Below are 18,023 nucleotides of genomic sequence, written 5' to 3'. Positions count from 1 at the left end.
GCCGCCCGCCCTCAGCCTTCCACGCCGAGCTTCCACAGCGGCGGCAGATCGGCGAAGGGCGGCGTGGTGTGGGCGATGACGATCGCGGCGCGCCGGCTGTCGGAATCGATCTTGCTGTTGATCGCCTTGACGTGCGCCTTCACGGCATCGAGCCCGACGCCGAGGATAGCAGCGATCTCCTCGTTCGACTTGCCCTGGGCGATCCAAGACGCCACCTCGATCTGGCGCGGCGTCAGCGCGGGAAATGCCAGCCGCAGGCGATCGCTCGGCGTCAGCGCCGCCAGCGTTCGCTCCTGCGCCTGGCGGTAGCCGCGTAGGATGTGCGGACGAAAACCTTGCATCCGGTCGCGCTCCTCGTCGCTGAACGCCGGCCGTCCCACCACGCGATGGCCGACAACCGTGACCACCAACAACGGCACGCTCGCCGTCAACCGCTCCGACACTTACACCTTCGGCGGCAACATCTCGGACAGGATGTCGGCTACTCCTCGCTCGGCGCCCGCATTGCCACCAGCTTCGCCCTCACCAACGGCATGCAGCTGACGCCGCGCGCCTCGGTGGCCTGGCACTACGCCTTCGGCGACGTCACCCCGACGGCGGCGCTCGCGTTCCAGAGCCTGGGAACCGGATTCACCCGTGGCCGGCGTCCCGCTGGCGCGGAACGCGGCGCTGGTCGAAGGCGGGCTCGACCTGCGGGTCACGCCGCAGGCCAGCATCGGCATCGCCTTATGTCGGCCAGCTTGCCGACCGGGTCCAGGATCACTCGGTAAAGGCCAGTTTTAGCTGGAAATTCTGACCCGGCGGCGCCGCCGGGCTGCTCCCCCTTCCACGCCAATCCGGGATGCCGATCAGCCGATTTTGCTGCATTGCACAGTCGTGAATGCTGCTATGCAAACAAGTTCGTTGTATCTGGCATCTGGTATACATAGTTTGGCTGCAGATGATGAGCCGGCCCATTGCTGGCCTCCAATGAAAGGGGACACCAATGTCCAAGACCACTGCACTGACGCTCGCGCCCTCCTCCACCCTGTTCGGCCGCCTGCTGGCCTCGATCGACCGCCTGCTGATGAAGAGCGCGGAGATCTCGAATCGCAACGGCGACCTGCCGCGCTTCGGCCTCTAAGCCAAGGGATTTCCGGCGCTCTCCGCCGGATGCAGCTTTCGTCGCGAGATGCGACCTGACATTGAACCTTCGACCAATGGCCCCGATTTTCGGGGCCATTTCCTTGTGCGCTGAACTAGTCTCCCGGGGTGCCGGGGCTGAGTCCTGTGCGGCATAAGCGCGCGCTGCCCCTGCGACAGCTTGAACCTTGGCATATCGGATACCAAGATGGCCGTCGCGCGCTCATAAGCAACGACAAGGGGCGCACTGGGAGGATCTATGTCGGACATGGTTCAGGCAACTGCGGCCCCTGCGGCCGCGCGTGTCAGCGACACCTATCGCTGGACGCAACTCGCGATCGGCGTCGCCGCGATGGTGATGATCGCAAATTATCAATACGGGTGGACATTCTTCGTCCCCGACATCCAGAAGAAATTCGGATGGGATCGCGCATCGATCCAATGGGCCTTCACGCTGTTCGTGCTGTTCGAGACTTGGCTGGTGCCGGTCGAAGGCTGGTTCGTCGACAAATACGGTCCGCGCATCGTCGTGCTGGTCGGCGGCATCCTCTGCGCGCTCGGCTGGGTGATCAACGCGCAGGCGACGACACTGAACGGCTACTATCTCGGCATGATCATCGCCGGCATCGGCGCCGGCGGCGTCTACGGCACCTGCGTCGGCAATGCGCTGAAATGGTTTCCGGATAAACGCGGACTTGCCGCGGGCATCACCGCTGCCGGCTTCGGCGCAGGCTCGGCGCTCACGGTCGCGCCGATCCAGGCGATGATCAAGGACTCCGGCTTCCAGACCACCTTCCTCTATTTCGGTCTCGGCCAGGGCATCATCATCGTGCTGCTCTCCTTCTTCCTGCTGGCGCCGAAGGCCGGACAGGTGCCGGCCGTCGTGGCGAATGCCAATATCATCCAGACCCGACGCAACTATCAGCCGACCGAAGTGCTGCGGCAGCCGATTTTCTGGCTGATGTACTTCATGTTCGTGATCGTCGGCGCGGGCGGCCTGATGGTGACGGCGAACCTGAAGCCGATCGCGGTCGACTGGAAGGTCGACAGCGTGCCGGTCACGCTGATGGCGGTGACGATGACGGCCGTGACCTTCGCGGCGACCATCGACCGCGTCCTCAACGGTCTGACGCGTCCGTTCTTCGGCTGGATCTCCGACATGATCGGCCGCGAGAACACGATGTTCATCGCCTTCGGCATGGAAGGCATCGGCATCTGGATGCTCTACCTCTGGGGACACGACCCGGTTTGGTTCGTGCTGCTCTCGGGTTTCGTGTTCTTTGCCTGGGGCGAGATCTACTCGCTGTTCCCCTCGACCTGCACCGATACGTTCGGCGCCAAGTTCGCCACCACGAATGCGGGCCTGCTCTACACCGCGAAGGGCACCGCGGCGCTGCTGGTGCCGATCGCCAACTACATGCAGCAATCGTCGGGTAACTGGGACAAGGTGTTCATCATCGCGGCAGGCGCCAACATCCTCGCCTCGCTGCTCGCGATCGCGCTGCTCAAGCCCTGGCGAAAAATCGTGGTCGCGAAGTCCTCGGCTACGGCTTAAGCAACCGCCCTCCACCATCGCTTGCGAAGCGCCCGGTCAAAAGCCGGGCGCTTTTCGTTTTGCCGTTAGGAGGAGGCCATTCGGAGCGGCGCGTCGGAGGGCAGATTTGCTGCGTTGCAGCAGAATGAAGGGCTTGCATTCTGGAATATAGTATACCAACTTCCGCCGAGCGCTTACGACGATCCGCCACAATAATTGCGACACTCGGTCACAAGACCAGCGCGCTCGGGAGGACTTGATGGTTTCCAGCAATACTGCCGTCACACAAGCTCAACCTTCGTCCAGCGGCTTCCGCTGGCTGCAGCTCGTCATGGGCATCGTCTGCATGGCGATGATCGCGAACCTGCAATACGGCTGGACGCTGTTCGTCGATCCGATCGACGGCGCGCACCACTGGGGCCGCGCGGCGATCCAGTTCGCCTTCACGATCTTCGTGGTGACGGAGACCTGGCTGGTGCCGGTCGAGGCGTGGTTCGTCGACAAATACGGCCCGCGGCTCGTCATCATGTTCGGCGGCATCATGATCGCGCTCGCCTGGGTGTTGAACTCCTATGCCGACTCGCTCGCCTTGCTCTACACCGCCGCGGTGTTCGGCGGCATCGGCGCCGGCGCGGTGTACGGCACCTGCGTCGGCAACGCGCTGAAGTGGTTTCCCGATCGCCGCGGCCTCGCCGCCGGCGCAACCGCGGCCGGCTTCGGCGCCGGCGCCGCGCTCACCGTGGTGCCGATTGCAAAGATGATCGCCGCGAGCGGCTATCAGACGGCGTTCTTCGATTTCGGCATCGGACAGGGATTGATCGTCTTCCTGCTCGCCTTCTTCATCCAGCCGCCCGCGGTCTCGATCCCGCCGAAGAAGAAGCAGCTCAATCTGCCGCAGACCAAGGTCGACTTCACGCCGCCGCAGGTGCTGCGCAGCCCGATCTTCTGGGTGATGTATCTGGTGTTCGTGATGGTCGCCGCCGGCGGCCTGATGGCGGCGGCGCAGATCGCGCCGATCGCGCACGACTACAAGATCGCGAACACGCCGGTCACGCTCGCCGGCTTCCAGATGGCCGCGCTGACCTTCGCGATCTCGCTCGACCGCATCTTCGACGGTTTCGGACGGCCGTTCTTCGGCTGGGTCTCCGACAACATCGGCCGCGAGCACACCATGTTCATCGCGTTCGGCACCGGCGCGCTGATGCTGCTCACGCTGTCCACCTGGGGTCACAACCCGGTGGTGTTCGTGCTGGCGACCGCGGTCTATTTCGGCGTGTTCGGCGAGATCTACTCACTGTTTCCGGCGACCTGCGGCGACACCTTCGGCTCGAAGTTCGCGACCACCAACAACGGCATGCTCTACACCGCGAAGGGCACCGCAGCGCTCTTGGTGCCTGCCGCCAGCATCGTTGCCGCCAGCTATGGCTGGCAGGCGGTATTCGTGATCGCGGTCGCGCTCAACGCCACCGCGGCGCTAATGGCGCTGTTCGTGATCAAGCCGATGCGCCGCGCCTTCATCAACGGTAACGAGGTTGCCGCCGCGGAAGAGACCGCGACGAGCGCCAAAACGGCTTAACAAGACGGCTTAAGAAGACGGCTTGGCCAAAGACCATCCGATCAGGACCGCTTGGTCCCGACATTTCCCCGGAGACTGATGGAGGCGCATTTCGGTGCGCCTCTTTTCTTTTGCCAAGGTCTTTTGCCAAAGACAGGGATGCCAGATACCAGAACGCTTATCGCAGCAGATCGCCCTCGTCGCTCACAATCGTCGGAAACGTCAGCAAACCTGCCTATTTAAGACGTTTCCTGATGGTAGATTCCTGCGACAGCCACGTTGACAATTGGTATTTTGTATACCAGACTCCAGTCAACGATAACCAAGGAGGTTGCCATGCAAGTCGGAGATATCCTGCGCAAGAAGACCCCCCGCGTCGCCACGGTGCGCATGAACGAGACCGTCGCGATTGCCGCGCAACTGATGCGCGCCAGCAATATCAGCGCGCTCGTGGTCAAGGATGTCGTTCGCACCGAGGGCAACACCGCCGTCGGCATGTTCACCGAGCGCGACGTGGTGCGCGCGATCGCCGAGCACGGTGCGGCCGGCGCGAGCATGAAGGTGTCGCAATTCGTCTCGGTGCAGCAACTCGTCTCCTGCACATCGAGCGACACGCTCGAGCACATCCGTCATCTCATGACCAAGCACCACATTCGTCACGTGCCGGTCATCGACAATTACAGCCTGATCGGCGTCGTCAGCATGCGCGACATCGCGGCCGCGTTCGACGAGGAGACCGCCGCGTCGAAGAAAGACGCCGTGCCGGCGTAACTAGCGCCTGCTTTGCCTTGCTCTCAGCCAGGCGCTGCGTGTTCGATCACGAGCGCCTGAACAGATGACGAAAGATTTCCGTCCCGCCCTCGCCTGACCGCCGCGGCCCGTCATTTCCGCATGGGCGCGCCGCAGCTCGCCGGTAGACAATTGCCCGACAGGACTGCATCCTTCCCTCGACATCCCATAACAACACCGTGCGCCACCGTCCGCGTCACGGAAAATTCCGATGGAAACGAGGGCAGAATGATCAAGACACGTTTCACCGAGATGTTTGGCGTCGACCACCCGATCGTGCAGGGCGGCATGCAATGGGTCGGGCGCGCCGAATTGGTTGCGGCCGTCGCCAATGCCGGCGCACTCGGCATGATCACCGCACTGACGCAGCCGACGCCGGACGATCTGCGCAAGGAAATCGCGCGCTGCCGCGAGCTGACCGACAAGCCGTTCGGCGTCAACCTGACCATCCTGCCCGCGATCAAGCCGCCGCCCTACGCCGAATATCGCCAGGCCATCATCGAGAGCGGCATCAAGATCGTCGAGACCGCCGGCAACAAGCCGCAGGAACATGTCGACGAGTTCAAGAAGCACGGCATCAAGGTGCTGCACAAATGCACCAGCGTGCGCCATGCGCTCTCCGCCGAGCGGATGGGCGCCGACGCGATCTCGATCGACGGCTTTGAATGCGCCGGCCATCCCGGCGAGGACGACACCCCCGGCCTGATCCTGATCCCCGCCGCCGCCGACAAGGTGAAGATCCCGATGATCGCCTCGGGCGGCTTCGGCGATGCGCGCGGCCTGGTCGCTGCGCTCGCGCTCGGCGCCGAAGGCATCAACATGGGCACGCGCTTCATGTGCACCAGGGAGAGCCCGATCCACCGGCTCGTGAAGGAACGCATCGTCGCCAATGACGAGCGCGAGACCGAGCTGATCTTCCGCACCATGCGCAACACCTCGCGCGTCGCCAAGAACGCGATCTCGACCAAGGTCGTGCAGATGGAAAAGGAGGGCGCCAAGTTCGAGGACGTGCGCGAGCTGGTCGCCGGCGCTCGCGGCAAGATGGTCTACGCGTCAGGCGATGCCGACGAAGGCATCTGGTCGGCCGGCCAGGTGCAGGGCCTGATCCACGACATTCCGTCCTGCGCCGAGCTGGTGTCGCGCATCGTCCACGAAGCGGAAGCGATCATCCGCGAGCGGCTGGAAGCCATGATGTCCGGCGCCAAGCGCCAGGCCGCGGAATAAGCGATTTGATCGCGCGCGGCTCTATCTCCTCATCCTGAGGAGCTTACGAAGCAAGCGTCTCGAAGGATGAGGCCACAGTCGGGCCTCATGGTTCGAGACGCGCGAAGACGCGCTCCTCACCATGAGGATTCAGACCGAAGGGAATACCCCCATGAAAGCCTATGTGTACGGAGCCAACGGCCCAGAAATCACCGACGTTGCGAAGCCCGTGCCGAAGGGCACCCAGGTGCTGGTCAAGGTCCATGCCTGCGGGCTGAACCGCGCCGATCTCGGCATGACCAAGGGCCATGTCCACGGCGCGGCCGGCGGTCTCGGCACCGTGCTCGGCATGGAATGGGCCGGCGAGGTCGCCGAGCTCGGCCCCGATGCCAAAGGCGTCAAGGTCGGCGACAAGATCATGGGCTCCGGCGGCGCGGCATTCGCCGAATACACGCTGGCCGATCACGGCCGGCTGTTCCGCGCGCCCTCGAACATGAATTTCGACGAGGCCGCAACCCTGCCCGTCGCGCTCGCCACCATGCACAACGCCGTTGTCACCAATGGCGCGCTGCAGCCGGGCCAGACGGTGCTGATCCAGGGCGCGAGCTCCGGCGTCGGGCTGATGGCGATGCAGATCGCCAAGCTGAAGGGCGCCAGGCTCGTGGTGGGCTCATCGACCGACCCGATGCGCCGCGGCCGGCTGAAGGAATTCGGCGCCGATCTCGCGGTGGACTCGAAGGATCCCGGCTGGGTCGATCAGGTGCTGCAGGCGACCAATGGCGAAGGCGTCGATCTGATCGTCGATCAGATCTCGGGGCCCGTCGCGAACCAGAACCTCAAGGCGACCAAGGTCAAGGGCCACATCGTCAATGTCGGCCGGCTCGGCGGCACCCATGGCGACTTCAACTTCGACCTGCATGCGGCGCGCCGCATCCAGTATATCGGCGTCACCTTCCGCACCCGCTCGATCGAGGAGATCCGCGCGATCTTCGACGAGGTGCGCAAGGACATCTGGCCGGCGGTCGAGGCACGCAAGCTGCAGCTGCCGATCGACCAGGTCTACAAATTCGCCGACATCGGCAAGGCGTTCGAGCACATGGAAGCCAACAAGCATCTCGGCAAGATCGTGGTGACGCTGTAGCAGCAGGCTCCGGCGATTATCATCGTCATTGCGAGCGAAGGACGGATCAGCGAAGCGCAATCCGCCATCATTCGCCGGATGCAACGGCGGATGATGCCGGAGCCTGTCATCGGACCGCGCTTCGCGCGGACCCGGTGGACTGATCCGCGCCTGCTACGTGCTACGCCCTGGCTCTTTCGCGTGCGGTGTTCAACCGACCGGTCCGGGAATCCAATAGTCCCCCGCAAGCGGGCTGACCTTGACGCCACCAATGACTCCAAGCTCCAGGCTTGGATCGAAATAGCGCATCGTCCGCTCATTGAGGTCGATGATGCGGCCAGGCCGTAACGGCCCCACGTCATTTATCTTCACGATGACCTTCTTGCCGACAGCCTCGACGAGGGCATATTTCGGCCTCGCGCCAAATTGGACCCCACCAAACTTCCCACGCAAACTCGTTTTGATGGCAGCCGCCCAGACCGAGTGATCATAGCGCTCGCCGGAGGCTGTGCTCGGACCGCCCTCCTCCTTGCCGGGCTTGAACGGATTGTACATGGATGCCGCGCCAACGATTGCGTCCCCACACGCGGCATTGACGACGGCGCTTGAATGAACCGCAGCGATTTCACTTCGAGCAGCGGTGCCAGAAAAGGCGAGCGCAACCAGGGCGCCGCAAATCGCGGCGCTCGAGCCGAACAGCATCATAACTCCTTGATTGATTTTCTTCGATCTTCCGGTTCCCGATGCCGCAAAACATGGTCAAGCGAACGCGGAGGCGCTAACGCGTGCCAATTCTTTGCGGATTCGTGCCAATTCCGGCGACGGAACCGTTGTGAGAACCGAGGCGGTCCTCACACAGCGTTTTCAGTTTCTCGCCCGACTAAGACAGAGAATGCGTCAGCAAAATGACTGAATGGAGCTGTCTTCGACAGCGCATGACCAGCATATCAGCGTCAACTTCCGCACTTGCTCGATCGAGCAGATCCGCGCGATCTTCGACGAGGTGCGCAAGGACATCTGGCCCGCGATCGAGGCGCGCAAGCTGCAGCTGCCGATCGATCAGGTCTACAAATTCGCCGACATCGGCAAAGCGTTCGAACACACGGAAGCAAACAGTCACCTCGGCAAGATCGTGGCGACGCTGTAGTCGGCACGCACGGCTGCGTAGGATGGGTAGAGCGAAGCGAAACCCATCGATGTATCCGTGCAGCGAGACGATGGGTTTCGCTGCGCTCTACCCATCCTACAGCTACCGCGTTGGTCCGCGCTACGTGCTCGGTCTCACCTGCGTGATGGCGACGCCGGAGATCGCGAGCAGTCCGCCGACAACCAGTTTCGGCGTCACCTGGTCGCCAAGGAACAGCACGCTCGAGATCAACGCGAACACCGGCAGCAGCAGCCCGAACGGTGCGACGCGGGCCATGGAGCAGCGGGCGATCAGCCAGAACCACAGGCCGAACCCGGCGATGCCTCCGATGAAAACGGTGTAGGCCAGTGCCAGCCAGCCACGTCGATCAGCCGCGACAAGGCTCGCCGCTTGTCCATATTCAAGCAGCAGCGACATCAGCATGACCTGCGGCACCGTGAGCAGCGACGACCACCCCATCAGCATCAGGGGATCAAACGGACCGTAGCGTTTCGTCAGGACGGTGGACACCGCGAATGCGAAGGCGGCAGCAACCACGAGCAACAGCGGAAGCGCGTTTGCCGACAGCCCCGGCCCCGCCGCCAGCACCACCACGCCGACGAACGCCAGTACCACGCCGGCGGATGTGATGAGGGACGGCCGCTCCGCGAGCAGCGGCCAGGCGAGCAGCACGGTGAAAGGCGGCGCGAGTTGATAGGCGACGGCCGACATGCTTCCCGAGCCGAGCCCAAGGCCGACATAGAACAGGCCGAAGTTCAGTCCGCCAAGGAAGACCGAAATAGCCGCGACAGGGCCGAACTGTTGGCGTGTCGGCCTTCTGACGAACGGAACAAGCAGCAGCGCGATGGCCAGGAAGCGCAGTGCGAGGAAGAACAGCGGCGGAAACTCGGTGACGCCGACCTTGATGACCACGAACTGATAGCCCCAGAGCAAGGGAACGGCCACCGCGCAGACGATCTGGATGGCAGACATCGCATCTTTCCTTTCAAGACCGATCGGTCCATATATCGGCACGCCGATCGCGCAGACGTCCAGAGGACATCAAGGGTCATTCCAACAGTTGCTTATTTGATGAAGCGATCGAGCAGCGCGTCGGCAGTGGCTTGCGACGTGGTGCGCGCCGCCGCCGTTTTGGCGACCACTCGCAACCCCCAAAGGAAACAGATCAGAATTCGGGCGGCACTCGAAGGCTCGACGCCATCGGCCAATCTGCCCGCGGTCTCCGCACGGGAAAATGCGTCCGCCACCCTGGCCTCCATGATCTTGAAGAAGCTCGCGAAGCGACGGCCAACCTCGGCATCCTGGCCAGCCAGTTCCATCGCCGTCGCCACCAACAGGCAGCCGCGCCGGCCATTGGCCCCGCACGCGCGTTCAACGTAGCCGGCAAGGTAGGCTCGCAGGCCGTCGACCGGATCTCTGCGGGGGTCGAGTTCATCATCCATCCGCGTCAGGGCATCGGCAATGTAGCGATCGAGTGCCCGCAGGAACAGCGAGTGCTTGTCGCCGAAAGCGGCGTAAAGGCTGCCGCGCGAGAGCTTCGTCGCACGCAGCAGGTCCGGCAGCGCCGTGGCGTGATAGCCGCGCGACCAGAACACATTCATGGCGCGCTCGACAGCGGCCTCCATGCCGAAGCTTCGCGGGCGCCCACGGGGCGAGTGCACTGGGGTTTGGCTGTTCATTACCGATATATAGACTGATTGGTCTTTAAATAGCAAGTGCCGGCTTCGGATAAAAAACCGGCGGGTCCGTAGGATGGGTAGAGCGAAGCGAAACTTCACGTTACCGCGCGGAAACAACTGATGGGTTTCGCGGCGCAACGCATCCAGTGTCGTCCTGGCGAAAGCCAGGACCCATCACCCCGAATGCGAGTCATGAGGCGATGCAATTGCACCAGCTCACTTCAACAACACAACCCTGTGGTGATGGGTCCTGGCTTTCGCCAGGACGACGGCATGATTTTGGCGCAAGGATGCAATTGCAACTGAGTGGCGATTGCGCGTGGCGAATGACACTTGATGTTCACCAACTCCCTGCTACACCGCCGCCCATGAGCTCTTCAAAGACCAGCGCCCCCTCCAGCAAGACATCGGTCGCCGCGATCTCGATCCTCGCCAGCGGCAGCATGGCGGTGGCGAAGTTCGTCGTCGGCATCGCGATCGGATCGCTGGCGCTGATCTCGGAGGCACTGCACTCGTCGATCGACCTGGTCGCCACCATCATCACCTGGGCGGTGGTGCGGGTGTCCGACCAGCCGGCCGATGCCGAGCATCATTACGGCCACGGCAAGTTCGAGAGCGTCTCGGCGCTCGGCATCATCGCGCTGCTCTATGTGCTGGCCGGCGGCATCCTGGTCCAGGCCTACAGCCATCTGCGCGAGGGCGCGCCGCCGCCGTCGATATCGGCCATTCCCTTTGTCGTTCTGGTCATCGATATCGGCGTCAATCTGTGGCGGGCCCGCGCGCTGCACCGCGCCGCGCGCGACACCAAGAGCCAGGCGCTGGCGGCAGACGCACTGCATTTCGCCTCCGACGTGATGGGCTCGACCGCCGTCATTGTCGGCCTGGTGCTGGCCGGCTTCGGCTTCTGGTGGGGCGACGCCGCAGCGGCGATCGCGGTCGCGGTGATGATCGCGCTGCTCGGCCTGCGCATGGCGCGGGAGACGGTCGAGACCCTGCTCGACCGCGCGCCCGAAGGCGCGCAGGAAAAGGCCACCGCCGCCATCAAGGCCGTGCCGGGGGTGGTCGATGTCGACCGGTTGCGCGTCCGTATGGTCGGTGCGACGCATTTCATCGATGCCATCGCCAAGGTGCCGCGCACCTACCCGATCGACCGCGTCGAGGACATCAAGCGCAGGGCGCAGGCGGCGGTGACCAAGACGTTCGGCGACGCCGACCTCACCTTCACCGCGGTGCCGGTGGCGCGCGATAATGAGAGCGTGCGCGAGCGCATCATGGTGATCGCGCGCAATTCCGGCCTCGCCATCCACCACGTCACCGTGCACGACATCGGCGGCAAGCTGATCGTCGGCATCGACCTCGAGGTCGACGGCGACATGGCGCTGGACGCGGCGCACGACATCGCCCACGAGCTCGAGCGCGCGATCCGCGAGGATTTCGGCGAGGACGTCGAGGTCGACACCCATATCGAGCCACTCGAGCCGGAACTGCCGTGGGGAACCGACGCCGCGCCGGACCGCGTCGAAGCCATCAAGGCGGCGCTGACCGGCTTTGCCGATGGCGGCGCGATCCATGACATCCACAATGTGCGGGTCCGCAACACCGACGCCGGCGAGATCGTCAACTTCCATTGCCGCGCCCGGCCTTCGATGAGTGTGATCAAGGTGCACGAAAGCGTCGACGAGATCGAACGCAAACTGCGCCGTGCGTTCCCCACCGTGAAGCGAGTGATCAGTCACGCAGAGCCGACGCGCGCGTAATTCTACGGAGCCGTTCCTGTTTCGGACTCACTTTGCGCTGCATGATTCTCTCCGGGACAAGAATTTTTTCGCATTAACGAATCGTTGACTCTCGACAGTCCCGGAAATCTGGATTCAAATGATCATGATTCGGATGCATCGTGGGGAGCATCCGAACCGGGTAAAAAATCAGCTTAGAGCGGGGGTCTAAGGCATGGCGCGCGCGCATGCAGCGAACGCGTGCGTCCAATCCGATTCGATCAAGGGATTGGCGCAGTCGATCGCGAAACCGGCCTATCACAGGCTCTTGACGGCCGAGCCTGCACTGCGCCGCGCTGTCCCTACCCTCATCATCGCCTTCCTCATCACGATCTGCCTCGGCGCCTTCGTCCAGGTGATCGACCAGAACCGGCAGAAGCGCGGCGCGATGAAGCGCGACCTCGCCGCGCTGTCCGACATCCTCGCCGAACGTCTCGATCGCCTGACCTCGGTGCGGCGCGACCGGCTCGCCAACATCGAGCGGATGCAGGAGCTGCTGCCGGACCTGATCCCGTCCTGGGGCATCGCCTACGGCCGCCACGTCATCATCACCAGTGCCGATCACCGCGTGCTGGCGCGCGTGCCGGTCGATGGCGCCGGCGAGAACGACCGCATCCTCGACATCGTCTCCACCGCGCAGCTGCTCGTCGCGCCCGGCCAGCAGGGCACGGTCAGCGACATGACGCTGCCCGGCGGCACCGGCGCGCTGGCGATCTCGCAGCTCGTCAAGTCGCTGCCCGGCCAGGTCGTCGTCATCCAGGAGATGAACGAGCCGATCTGGGGATCGGACGCCGCGCTCTCGGTGACGCTGTCGGCGACCACGAGCTTCGTGGTGCTGATCCTCGGCTTCGCGTTCCACTGGCAATCGACCCGCGCCCGCGAGGGCGACCTGATCAACGACGCCGTGCGCGGCCGGATCGACACCGCGCTCAACCGCGGCCGCTGCGGATTGTGGGACTGGGACCTGTCACGCGGCAGGATCTTCTGGTCGCAGTCGATGTTCACCCTGCTCGGCCTCGACACCCGCAACGACCTCCTCACCTTCGGCGAGGTCAACGCGCTGGTCAACTCCGACGACATCAACCTGTTCGACATCGCCGAGCAGCTGATCTCGGGCAAGATCGATCACATCGACCAGAGCTTCCGCATGCGTCATGTCGGCGGCCACTGGATCTGGCTGCGGGTGCGCTGCGAGCTCAGCCACGCCGCGGCCGACAGCGGCCTGCATTTGATCGGCATCGCCATCGACGTCACCGAGCAGAAGAGCCTCGCCGAGAAGTCGGTGGAAGCCGACCTCCGGCTGCGCGACGCGATCGAGACCATTCCCGAGGCCTTCGTGCTCTGGGATGCCGACGACCGCCTCGTGCTCTGCAACTCGCACTTCCAGCGGCTGCACAAGCTGCCCGATTCCGCCGTCAGCCCCGGCACCTCCTACGAGACCGTGATCGAGGTCGGCAGCATGCCCGAGGTTCGCACCCGCCTGCACGAGAGCGGCGTGCCGGCGCCCGGCGCCCGCACCTTCGAGGCCCAGCTCGACGACGGCAGCTGGCTGCACATCAGCGAGCGCCGCACCAAGGACGGCGGCTACGTCTCCGTCGGCACCGACATCACCCGCATCAAGGCGCACGAGCAGAAGCTGGTCGACAACGACCTGCGCCTGCGCGCCACCGTGATCGACCTGCAGCGCTCGCAAGCCGAGCTGGAGCGGCAGGCCGTCGAGCTCGCCGACCTCGCCGAAAAATATTCGCAGGAAAAAACCCGCGCCGAGGACGCCAACGCCGCGAAGTCGAAATTCCTCGCCAATATGAGCCATGAGCTGCGCACGCCGCTCAACGCCATCATCGGCTTCTCCGAGATCATGGGCTCTGGCCTGTTCGGCACGCTCGGCTCGGACAAGTACGCGGAGTACTGCCACGACATCCTGACGTCGGGGAAATACCTGCTCGAGGTGATCAACGACATTCTCGACATGTCGAAGATCGAGGCCGGCCGCATGAAGTTCGACATGGAGCCGCTCGACCTCTCCGGCATCCTCGCGGAGTCGCTGCGGGTGGTCTCCGGCCGCGCCGAGCACAAGGGGCTGTCGCTGGAATCGGATATCGAAAGCACGATCTCGGTCGTCGCAGACCGCCGCGCGGTCAAGCAGATCATCGTCAACCTGCTCTCCAATGCCGTGAAGTTCACGCCCGACCACGGCCGCGTGCTGGTGCGCGGCCAGATGCTGGACGACTCGATCGTGCTGTTGATCGCCGACAGCGGCATCGGCATCGCGCCGGAATCGCTGCGCCGGCTCGGCAAGCCGTTCGAACAGGTCGAGAGCCAGCTCACCAAGAGCTACCAGGGCTCCGGTCTCGGACTTGCGATCGCGCGCTCGCTCACCAATCTGCACGGCGGCTCGATGCGGCTGCGCTCCAAGCTCGGCGTCGGCACCGTCGTGCGCGTCACGCTGCCGCGCGATCCGCGGTCCCTGCAGACGAAGCTGCCGGAAGCGGCCTGACACCCCACGCTACTTCGCCAGCACTCCTTCCAGCAGCGCGGCATCACCGAGCACGGCCAGCGTCTCGCGAGGCGTGAGATGGCGGACCGCCTGGTCGAAGCTGTCGCTTGCCTCGATCCGCGCACGCGCCACCGCGAGGTGAAGATCGATCTCGCCCGGACCGCCGCGCCGTGCCGGCGGCAGCGACGAGAGATGGCGATGCAGCAGCCCGGAATCCTGCCGCAACGTCGCGAGCGCAGGGGCCGATGCGTGCGCCGGCGACGCCGCCAGCTCGTTGGCGCGGACCAGGACGCGCGGCGGCTTCACCTCCTCCGGCGTCACGAACAGCGCGTGCATCGCGGGCCTCGCGGTCCAGGCGCCGATCGGAATCGCAAACAACAGGCCGACGATGACCGGCGACATCCACAGCAGCAGCGGCAATGACACCGCCCAGGCGCTGATCGCCATTGCGACGCCGCAGGCGGTCGGGACGCCGTACTTCCGATACAGCTCCCGCCGTTCGACCGCGCCGTCGTCGCGCCGCTGTGTCTGCCAGCCCGCGTCCCGGCCGAGCAGGATCTCGACGACGGCGATCGACTGGAACACCATCATGACCGGCGCGATCATCGCCGAGATCAGCACTTCGGCGATCACGCCCGTCAACGCCCGGAAGCCGCCGCCGAATTGCCGGCGCACGTCCGACCGTGTCAGCAACAGGATGAAGCCGAGCAGCTTCGGCACGATCAGCAGCGCCATGGTGAGGCCAAACACCCAGGCGGCGAGCACCGGATCCTGCGCCGGCCAGTTCGGGAACAGCGAAAAACCCTTCGGAAAATATTCGGGGCGAATGAAGCGCGCCTGCAACGAGATCAGGATACCGAGCAGCAGGAACGACAGCCAGAGCGGCGCGGTGATGTAGGAGCCGATCCCGGTCATGAAATGCAGCCGCGAGATCCAGTGCAGCCGGCGCGTCCTCAGCACGGCGAGATGCTGCAGATTGCCCTGGCACCAGCGCCGGTCGCGCGCGGCAAAATCCAATAGCGACGGCGGCACCTCCTCAAAGCTGCCGCCGAGCATCGGCGCCATGTAGATGCCCCAGCCGGCGCGCCGCATCAGCGCCGCCTCGACAAAATCGTGGCTCAGGATATGTCCGCCGAACGGCTTGCGTCCGGACAGTTCGGGCAGGCCCGCCTGCTGCGCAAATGCCTCGATCCTGATGATGGCATTGTGCCCCCAATAATTGCCCTCGGAGCCGTGCCACCACGCAACGCCGGCGGCGACCATCGGTCCGTAGAGCCGGCCGGCAAACTGCTGCAGGCGGCTGAACAGGCTGCGCGCGTTGACGATGACGGGCAGCGTCTGCAGCAGCGCCGCCTGCGGATTGGTCTCCATGGCGTGAACCATCCGCACCATGGTGTCGCCGGACATCAGGCTGTCGGCGTCGAGCACGATCATGAACCGGTAGGCGCCGCCGAACCGCGTGATCCACTCGCCGACATTGCCGGACTTGCGCGCCGTATTGTCGGCGCGATGCCGGTAGAACAGCCGCTGCGTGCCGCAGGCCTCGCACAGTTCGAGGAACGCCCGTTCCTCGGCGATCCAGATATCGGGATCGCGGGTGTCGCTGAGCACGAACCAGTCGAAGCTCTCGCCCTGCCCGGTCGCCTCGACGGACTCGTAGATAGCGTGCAAACGCGCCATCAATTGATGCGGATTCTCGTTGTAGGTCGGGAGCAGCACCGCGGTCCGGCTCGCGAGCTGCGGCAAGGGACCATCGTCGCGGACCGGCAGGGCATTGCCGTTGCGCCGAAGCAGAGCGAAGAAGCCGGCGAGCGCCGAAGCGAACGAAAACGCGATCCAGGCGAGCAGCGCAACGAACAGCACCAGCACCATGCCTTCCATGATCGTCACGCCGCCGACCTGGACCACCATATACATCTCGTAGGCGCCGGCACCGGTCAGCGCCGCCGTCAGCACCAGGATAAACGCGCGGCGCATGAACATGCCCGCGCCGACCGACACCGGCTTGCTTACCGCATGCGGCGGCCGGCCGAGGTCGGCCGCCGACATCGCAAGCGGGCTCTCTTGCGGCAGGAAGCCGTCGGCCGCCGTGGCGACGTCGGACTGAGGAGACGTGATTATGGCGCCCATCGATAGACCCAGATCTCGGAGAGCGGCTTGTCATCTTGCGCCAGATGCGCGCGCAGCTCGATCGGGTCCTTCTTGACGGCGCACTGGAAGCTGAGCCGCCATCCGCCGGTATTCGGATTCGGCTGCGTGACGACGTTCGTGATCTCGGACTTCTCGGCCGTCACGACGCCCTTGACGCTATTGGGATCGATCCCCTTCAGATTGTCCCCGAACAGGTCGAGCACGAACAGCTTGCTGTTCTCGCCGTGGGCGCCGATGCCGCTGCGCGTGAAGCGCGCGAGCGAATGCGGCTTCGGCGCATCCGGCCCCCAATGCAGGCGATAGGTGAAATTGGTCTCGCTCTTGGCCTTGGGCGGCGCCTTCGGCCGCCAGAACGCGGCGATGTTGTCGTGGATCTCTTCCTTGGTCGGGATCTCGAACAGGATGACTGCGCCCTCGCCCCAGTCGCCGATCGGCTCGACCCACAGGCTCGGACGCTTCTCGAAGCGCGATTCGATGTCCTGATAGGCGAAGAAATTCTTCTCGCGCTGCATCAGCCCGAAGCCATGCGGATTGACGTCCTGGAACGTGCTGATCTGGAGGTCGCGCGGATTGCTCAGCGGGCGCCACAGGCTCTCGCCCTTGCCGTTGTAGATCGCAAGCCCGTCGGAATCGTGCACGGACGGCCTGAAGTCGTCGACCTCGTTGCGATCGTTGGGCCCGAAGAAGAACATGCTCGTCATCGGCGCAAGGCCGGCATGCTCGAGATCGGCGCGCGGATAGAGCGATGCCTCGACATCGAACACCGTGGTGGCTCCGGGCCTGATCGTGAACCGATAGCTCGCCGCGCAGCTCTTGCTGTCGAGCAAGGCGTGAATGACCAGCGAGGTCGCGTTGGGCACCGGGCGCTCGAGCCAGAACGCCTTGAAGAACGGAAACTCCTCGCCCTTGGCCTCGCCGGTATCGATCGACAGGCCGCGCGCCGACAGGCCGTAGGTCTCGTCCTTGGCGACGGCGCGGAAATAGCTCGCGCCGAGGAAGACGCAGACCTCGTCGTAATAGTCCGGCTTGTTGATCGGCGCATGGATCCGAAATCCGGCAAAGCCGAGGTCGGTCTCGGTGAAGTCAGGCACGGTCTCGCCGAACGAAAACATGTCCTTGCTGTATTTGACTTCGCTGACCTTGCCGTCGGCGACCTCGAAGATATTGACCTTGTTCTTGTAGAAGAAGCCGCGGTGGAAGAACTGCGCTTCGAACGGCAGCTTCGCGCCGCGCCACAGTGCGCGCTCGGACGCGAAGCGGATCGTGCGGTACTGGTCGTAGTTCAGGTCCGTCAGGCCGTTCGGCAACTTCTCGTCCGGCGCCTCGAACGACTTGCTGGCGAGATTGCGCGCAAGCTCCCTGACCATGGCGGGGTTGAAGGGTGCGTCCGTCGCGCTCGCTGCGGCGGCCTGGCGCTTTGGCAAGAACATGAGTGTCGGCAACACGGCCGA

Annotated in this window: 16 protein-coding genes; 10 read left to right on the top strand and 6 right to left on the bottom strand. The window is 64.3% G+C overall.

Annotated features, from left to right (window positions below; genetic code table 11):
• Positions 1–11: 11 nt before the first annotated feature.
• Positions 12–443: a helix-turn-helix transcriptional regulator gene (locus tag ACE10X_RS16160; RefSeq protein ID WP_244435654.1), complete on the bottom strand. Its 432-nt coding sequence runs from the start codon at positions 441–443 to the stop codon at positions 12–14.
• Between ACE10X_RS16160 and ACE10X_RS16155 the strand changes: the two genes are divergently transcribed.
• The 7 genes from ACE10X_RS16155 to ACE10X_RS16125 all read left to right on the top strand — a co-directional run bounded on the left by ACE10X_RS16155 (position 387) and on the right by ACE10X_RS16125 (position 7,344).
• On the top strand, positions 387–770 hold the full coding sequence (locus ACE10X_RS16155) for an autotransporter domain-containing protein (protein WP_157787847.1): 384 nt from the start codon (positions 387–389) through the stop codon (positions 768–770). The two genes, ACE10X_RS16160 and ACE10X_RS16155, sit on opposite strands and share 57 nt — an antisense overlap.
• A gap of 215 nt (positions 771–985) precedes the next feature.
• Positions 986–1,123: a hypothetical protein gene (locus ACE10X_RS16150; RefSeq protein WP_016848357.1), complete on the top strand. Its 138-nt coding sequence runs from the start codon at positions 986–988 to the stop codon at positions 1,121–1,123.
• Between the two features lie 258 nt (positions 1,124–1,381).
• The gene (gene oxlT, locus ACE10X_RS16145) at positions 1,382–2,677 is read left to right on the top strand and encodes an oxalate/formate MFS antiporter (protein WP_038382167.1); all 1,296 of its coding nucleotides are present in this window, start codon (positions 1,382–1,384) and stop codon (positions 2,675–2,677) included.
• Between the two features lie 238 nt (positions 2,678–2,915).
• Positions 2,916–4,232, top strand: coding sequence for an oxalate/formate MFS antiporter (gene oxlT / locus ACE10X_RS16140; protein WP_028345244.1), 1,317 nt, complete (start codon positions 2,916–2,918; stop codon positions 4,230–4,232).
• A gap of 315 nt (positions 4,233–4,547) precedes the next feature.
• Positions 4,548–4,982: a CBS domain-containing protein gene (locus ACE10X_RS16135; protein ID WP_028331534.1), complete on the top strand. Its 435-nt coding sequence runs from the start codon at positions 4,548–4,550 to the stop codon at positions 4,980–4,982.
• A gap of 246 nt (positions 4,983–5,228) precedes the next feature.
• Positions 5,229–6,224 (top strand): nitronate monooxygenase family protein, encoded by a 996-nt coding sequence (locus ACE10X_RS16130; RefSeq protein ID WP_038382168.1) that lies wholly within the window; start codon positions 5,229–5,231, stop codon positions 6,222–6,224.
• Between the two features lie 151 nt (positions 6,225–6,375).
• Complete coding sequence (locus ACE10X_RS16125) at positions 6,376–7,344, top strand: zinc-binding dehydrogenase (RefSeq protein WP_038382169.1); 969 nt, start codon at positions 6,376–6,378, stop codon at positions 7,342–7,344.
• Between the two features lie 189 nt (positions 7,345–7,533).
• Here the strand turns inward: ACE10X_RS16125 and ACE10X_RS16120 are convergent, their stop codons facing one another.
• Entirely contained in the window at positions 7,534–8,028 is a 495-nt protein-coding gene (locus ACE10X_RS16120; protein WP_193375389.1) for a septal ring lytic transglycosylase RlpA family protein, read from the bottom strand.
• 208 nt (positions 8,029–8,236) lie between these two features.
• On the opposite strand from ACE10X_RS16120, the gene ACE10X_RS16115 reads away from it, so the two are divergent.
• A complete protein-coding gene (locus ACE10X_RS16115) occupies positions 8,237–8,470 on the top strand; it encodes a zinc-binding dehydrogenase (protein ID WP_038382170.1) in 234 nt (77 codons plus the stop codon).
• 120 nt (positions 8,471–8,590) lie between these two features.
• On the opposite strand, the gene ACE10X_RS16110 is transcribed toward ACE10X_RS16115, so the two are convergent.
• On the bottom strand, positions 8,591–9,442 hold the full coding sequence (locus ACE10X_RS16110; protein WP_038382171.1) for a DMT family transporter: 852 nt from the start codon (positions 9,440–9,442) through the stop codon (positions 8,591–8,593).
• A 92-nt stretch (positions 9,443–9,534) separates the two neighbouring features.
• Positions 9,535–10,095, bottom strand: coding sequence for a TetR/AcrR family transcriptional regulator (locus ACE10X_RS16105; protein ID WP_244435655.1), 561 nt, complete (start codon positions 10,093–10,095; stop codon positions 9,535–9,537).
• A 422-nt stretch (positions 10,096–10,517) separates the two neighbouring features.
• Between ACE10X_RS16105 and ACE10X_RS16100 the strand changes: the two genes are divergently transcribed.
• Both ACE10X_RS16100 and ACE10X_RS16095 read left to right on the top strand, forming a co-directional pair.
• Positions 10,518–11,906, top strand: coding sequence for a cation-efflux pump (locus ACE10X_RS16100; protein ID WP_038382173.1), 1,389 nt, complete (start codon positions 10,518–10,520; stop codon positions 11,904–11,906).
• Between the two features lie 193 nt (positions 11,907–12,099).
• Complete coding sequence (locus ACE10X_RS16095) at positions 12,100–14,421, top strand: PAS domain-containing sensor histidine kinase (RefSeq protein ID WP_038382174.1); 2,322 nt, start codon at positions 12,100–12,102, stop codon at positions 14,419–14,421.
• Positions 14,422–14,430: 9 nt separating this feature from the next.
• On the opposite strand, the gene mdoH is transcribed toward ACE10X_RS16095, so the two are convergent.
• Complete coding sequence (gene mdoH / locus ACE10X_RS16090; RefSeq protein WP_304556398.1) at positions 14,431–16,551, bottom strand: glucans biosynthesis glucosyltransferase MdoH; 2,121 nt, start codon at positions 16,549–16,551, stop codon at positions 14,431–14,433.
• The gene (locus tag ACE10X_RS16085) at positions 16,539–18,002 is read right to left on the bottom strand and encodes a glucan biosynthesis protein G (RefSeq protein ID WP_038382180.1); all 1,464 of its coding nucleotides are present in this window, start codon (positions 18,000–18,002) and stop codon (positions 16,539–16,541) included. Before ACE10X_RS16085 ends, mdoH begins: the two co-directional genes overlap by 13 nt.
• Positions 18,003–18,023: the final 21 nt, after the last annotated feature.

It is taken from the genome of Bradyrhizobium sp. Pha-3 (assembly GCF_042258325.1).
GTDB lineage: Bacteria > Pseudomonadota > Alphaproteobacteria > Rhizobiales > Xanthobacteraceae > Bradyrhizobium > Bradyrhizobium elkanii.
Note: the sequence above shows the minus strand (reverse complement) of the source record. Positions and strands in the feature narration are given on the sequence as shown.

What these genes read in the sequence shown, in the direction of transcription:
- ACE10X_RS16155 (WP_157787847.1), top strand. Translation starts at nt 387, where the DNA reads ATGGCCGACAACCGTGACCACCAACAACGGCACGCTCGCCGTCAACCG.
- ACE10X_RS16150 (WP_016848357.1), top strand. Translation starts at nt 986, where the DNA reads ATGTCCAAGACCACTGCACTGACGCTCGCGCCCTCCTCCACCCTGTTC.
- oxlT (WP_038382167.1), top strand. Translation starts at nt 1,382, where the DNA reads ATGTCGGACATGGTTCAGGCAACTGCGGCCCCTGCGGCCGCGCGTGTC.
- oxlT (WP_028345244.1), top strand. Translation starts at nt 2,916, where the DNA reads ATGGTTTCCAGCAATACTGCCGTCACACAAGCTCAACCTTCGTCCAGC.
- ACE10X_RS16135 (WP_028331534.1), top strand. Translation starts at nt 4,548, where the DNA reads ATGCAAGTCGGAGATATCCTGCGCAAGAAGACCCCCCGCGTCGCCACG.
- ACE10X_RS16130 (WP_038382168.1), top strand. Translation starts at nt 5,229, where the DNA reads ATGATCAAGACACGTTTCACCGAGATGTTTGGCGTCGACCACCCGATC.
- ACE10X_RS16125 (WP_038382169.1), top strand. Translation starts at nt 6,376, where the DNA reads ATGAAAGCCTATGTGTACGGAGCCAACGGCCCAGAAATCACCGACGTT.
- ACE10X_RS16120 (WP_193375389.1), bottom strand. Translation starts at nt 8,028, where the DNA reads ATGATGCTGTTCGGCTCGAGCGCCGCGATTTGCGGCGCCCTGGTTGCG.
- ACE10X_RS16115 (WP_038382170.1), top strand. Translation starts at nt 8,237, where the DNA reads ATGGAGCTGTCTTCGACAGCGCATGACCAGCATATCAGCGTCAACTTC.
- ACE10X_RS16110 (WP_038382171.1), bottom strand. Translation starts at nt 9,442, where the DNA reads ATGTCTGCCATCCAGATCGTCTGCGCGGTGGCCGTTCCCTTGCTCTGG.
- ACE10X_RS16105 (WP_244435655.1), bottom strand. Translation starts at nt 10,095, where the DNA reads ATGGAGGCCGCTGTCGAGCGCGCCATGAATGTGTTCTGGTCGCGCGGC.
- ACE10X_RS16100 (WP_038382173.1), top strand. Translation starts at nt 10,518, where the DNA reads ATGAGCTCTTCAAAGACCAGCGCCCCCTCCAGCAAGACATCGGTCGCC.
- ACE10X_RS16095 (WP_038382174.1), top strand. Translation starts at nt 12,100, where the DNA reads ATGGCGCGCGCGCATGCAGCGAACGCGTGCGTCCAATCCGATTCGATC.
- mdoH (WP_304556398.1), bottom strand. Translation starts at nt 16,551, where the DNA reads ATGGGCGCCATAATCACGTCTCCTCAGTCCGACGTCGCCACGGCGGCC.
- ACE10X_RS16085 (WP_038382180.1), bottom strand. Translation starts at nt 18,002, where the DNA reads ATGTTCTTGCCAAAGCGCCAGGCCGCCGCAGCGAGCGCGACGGACGCA.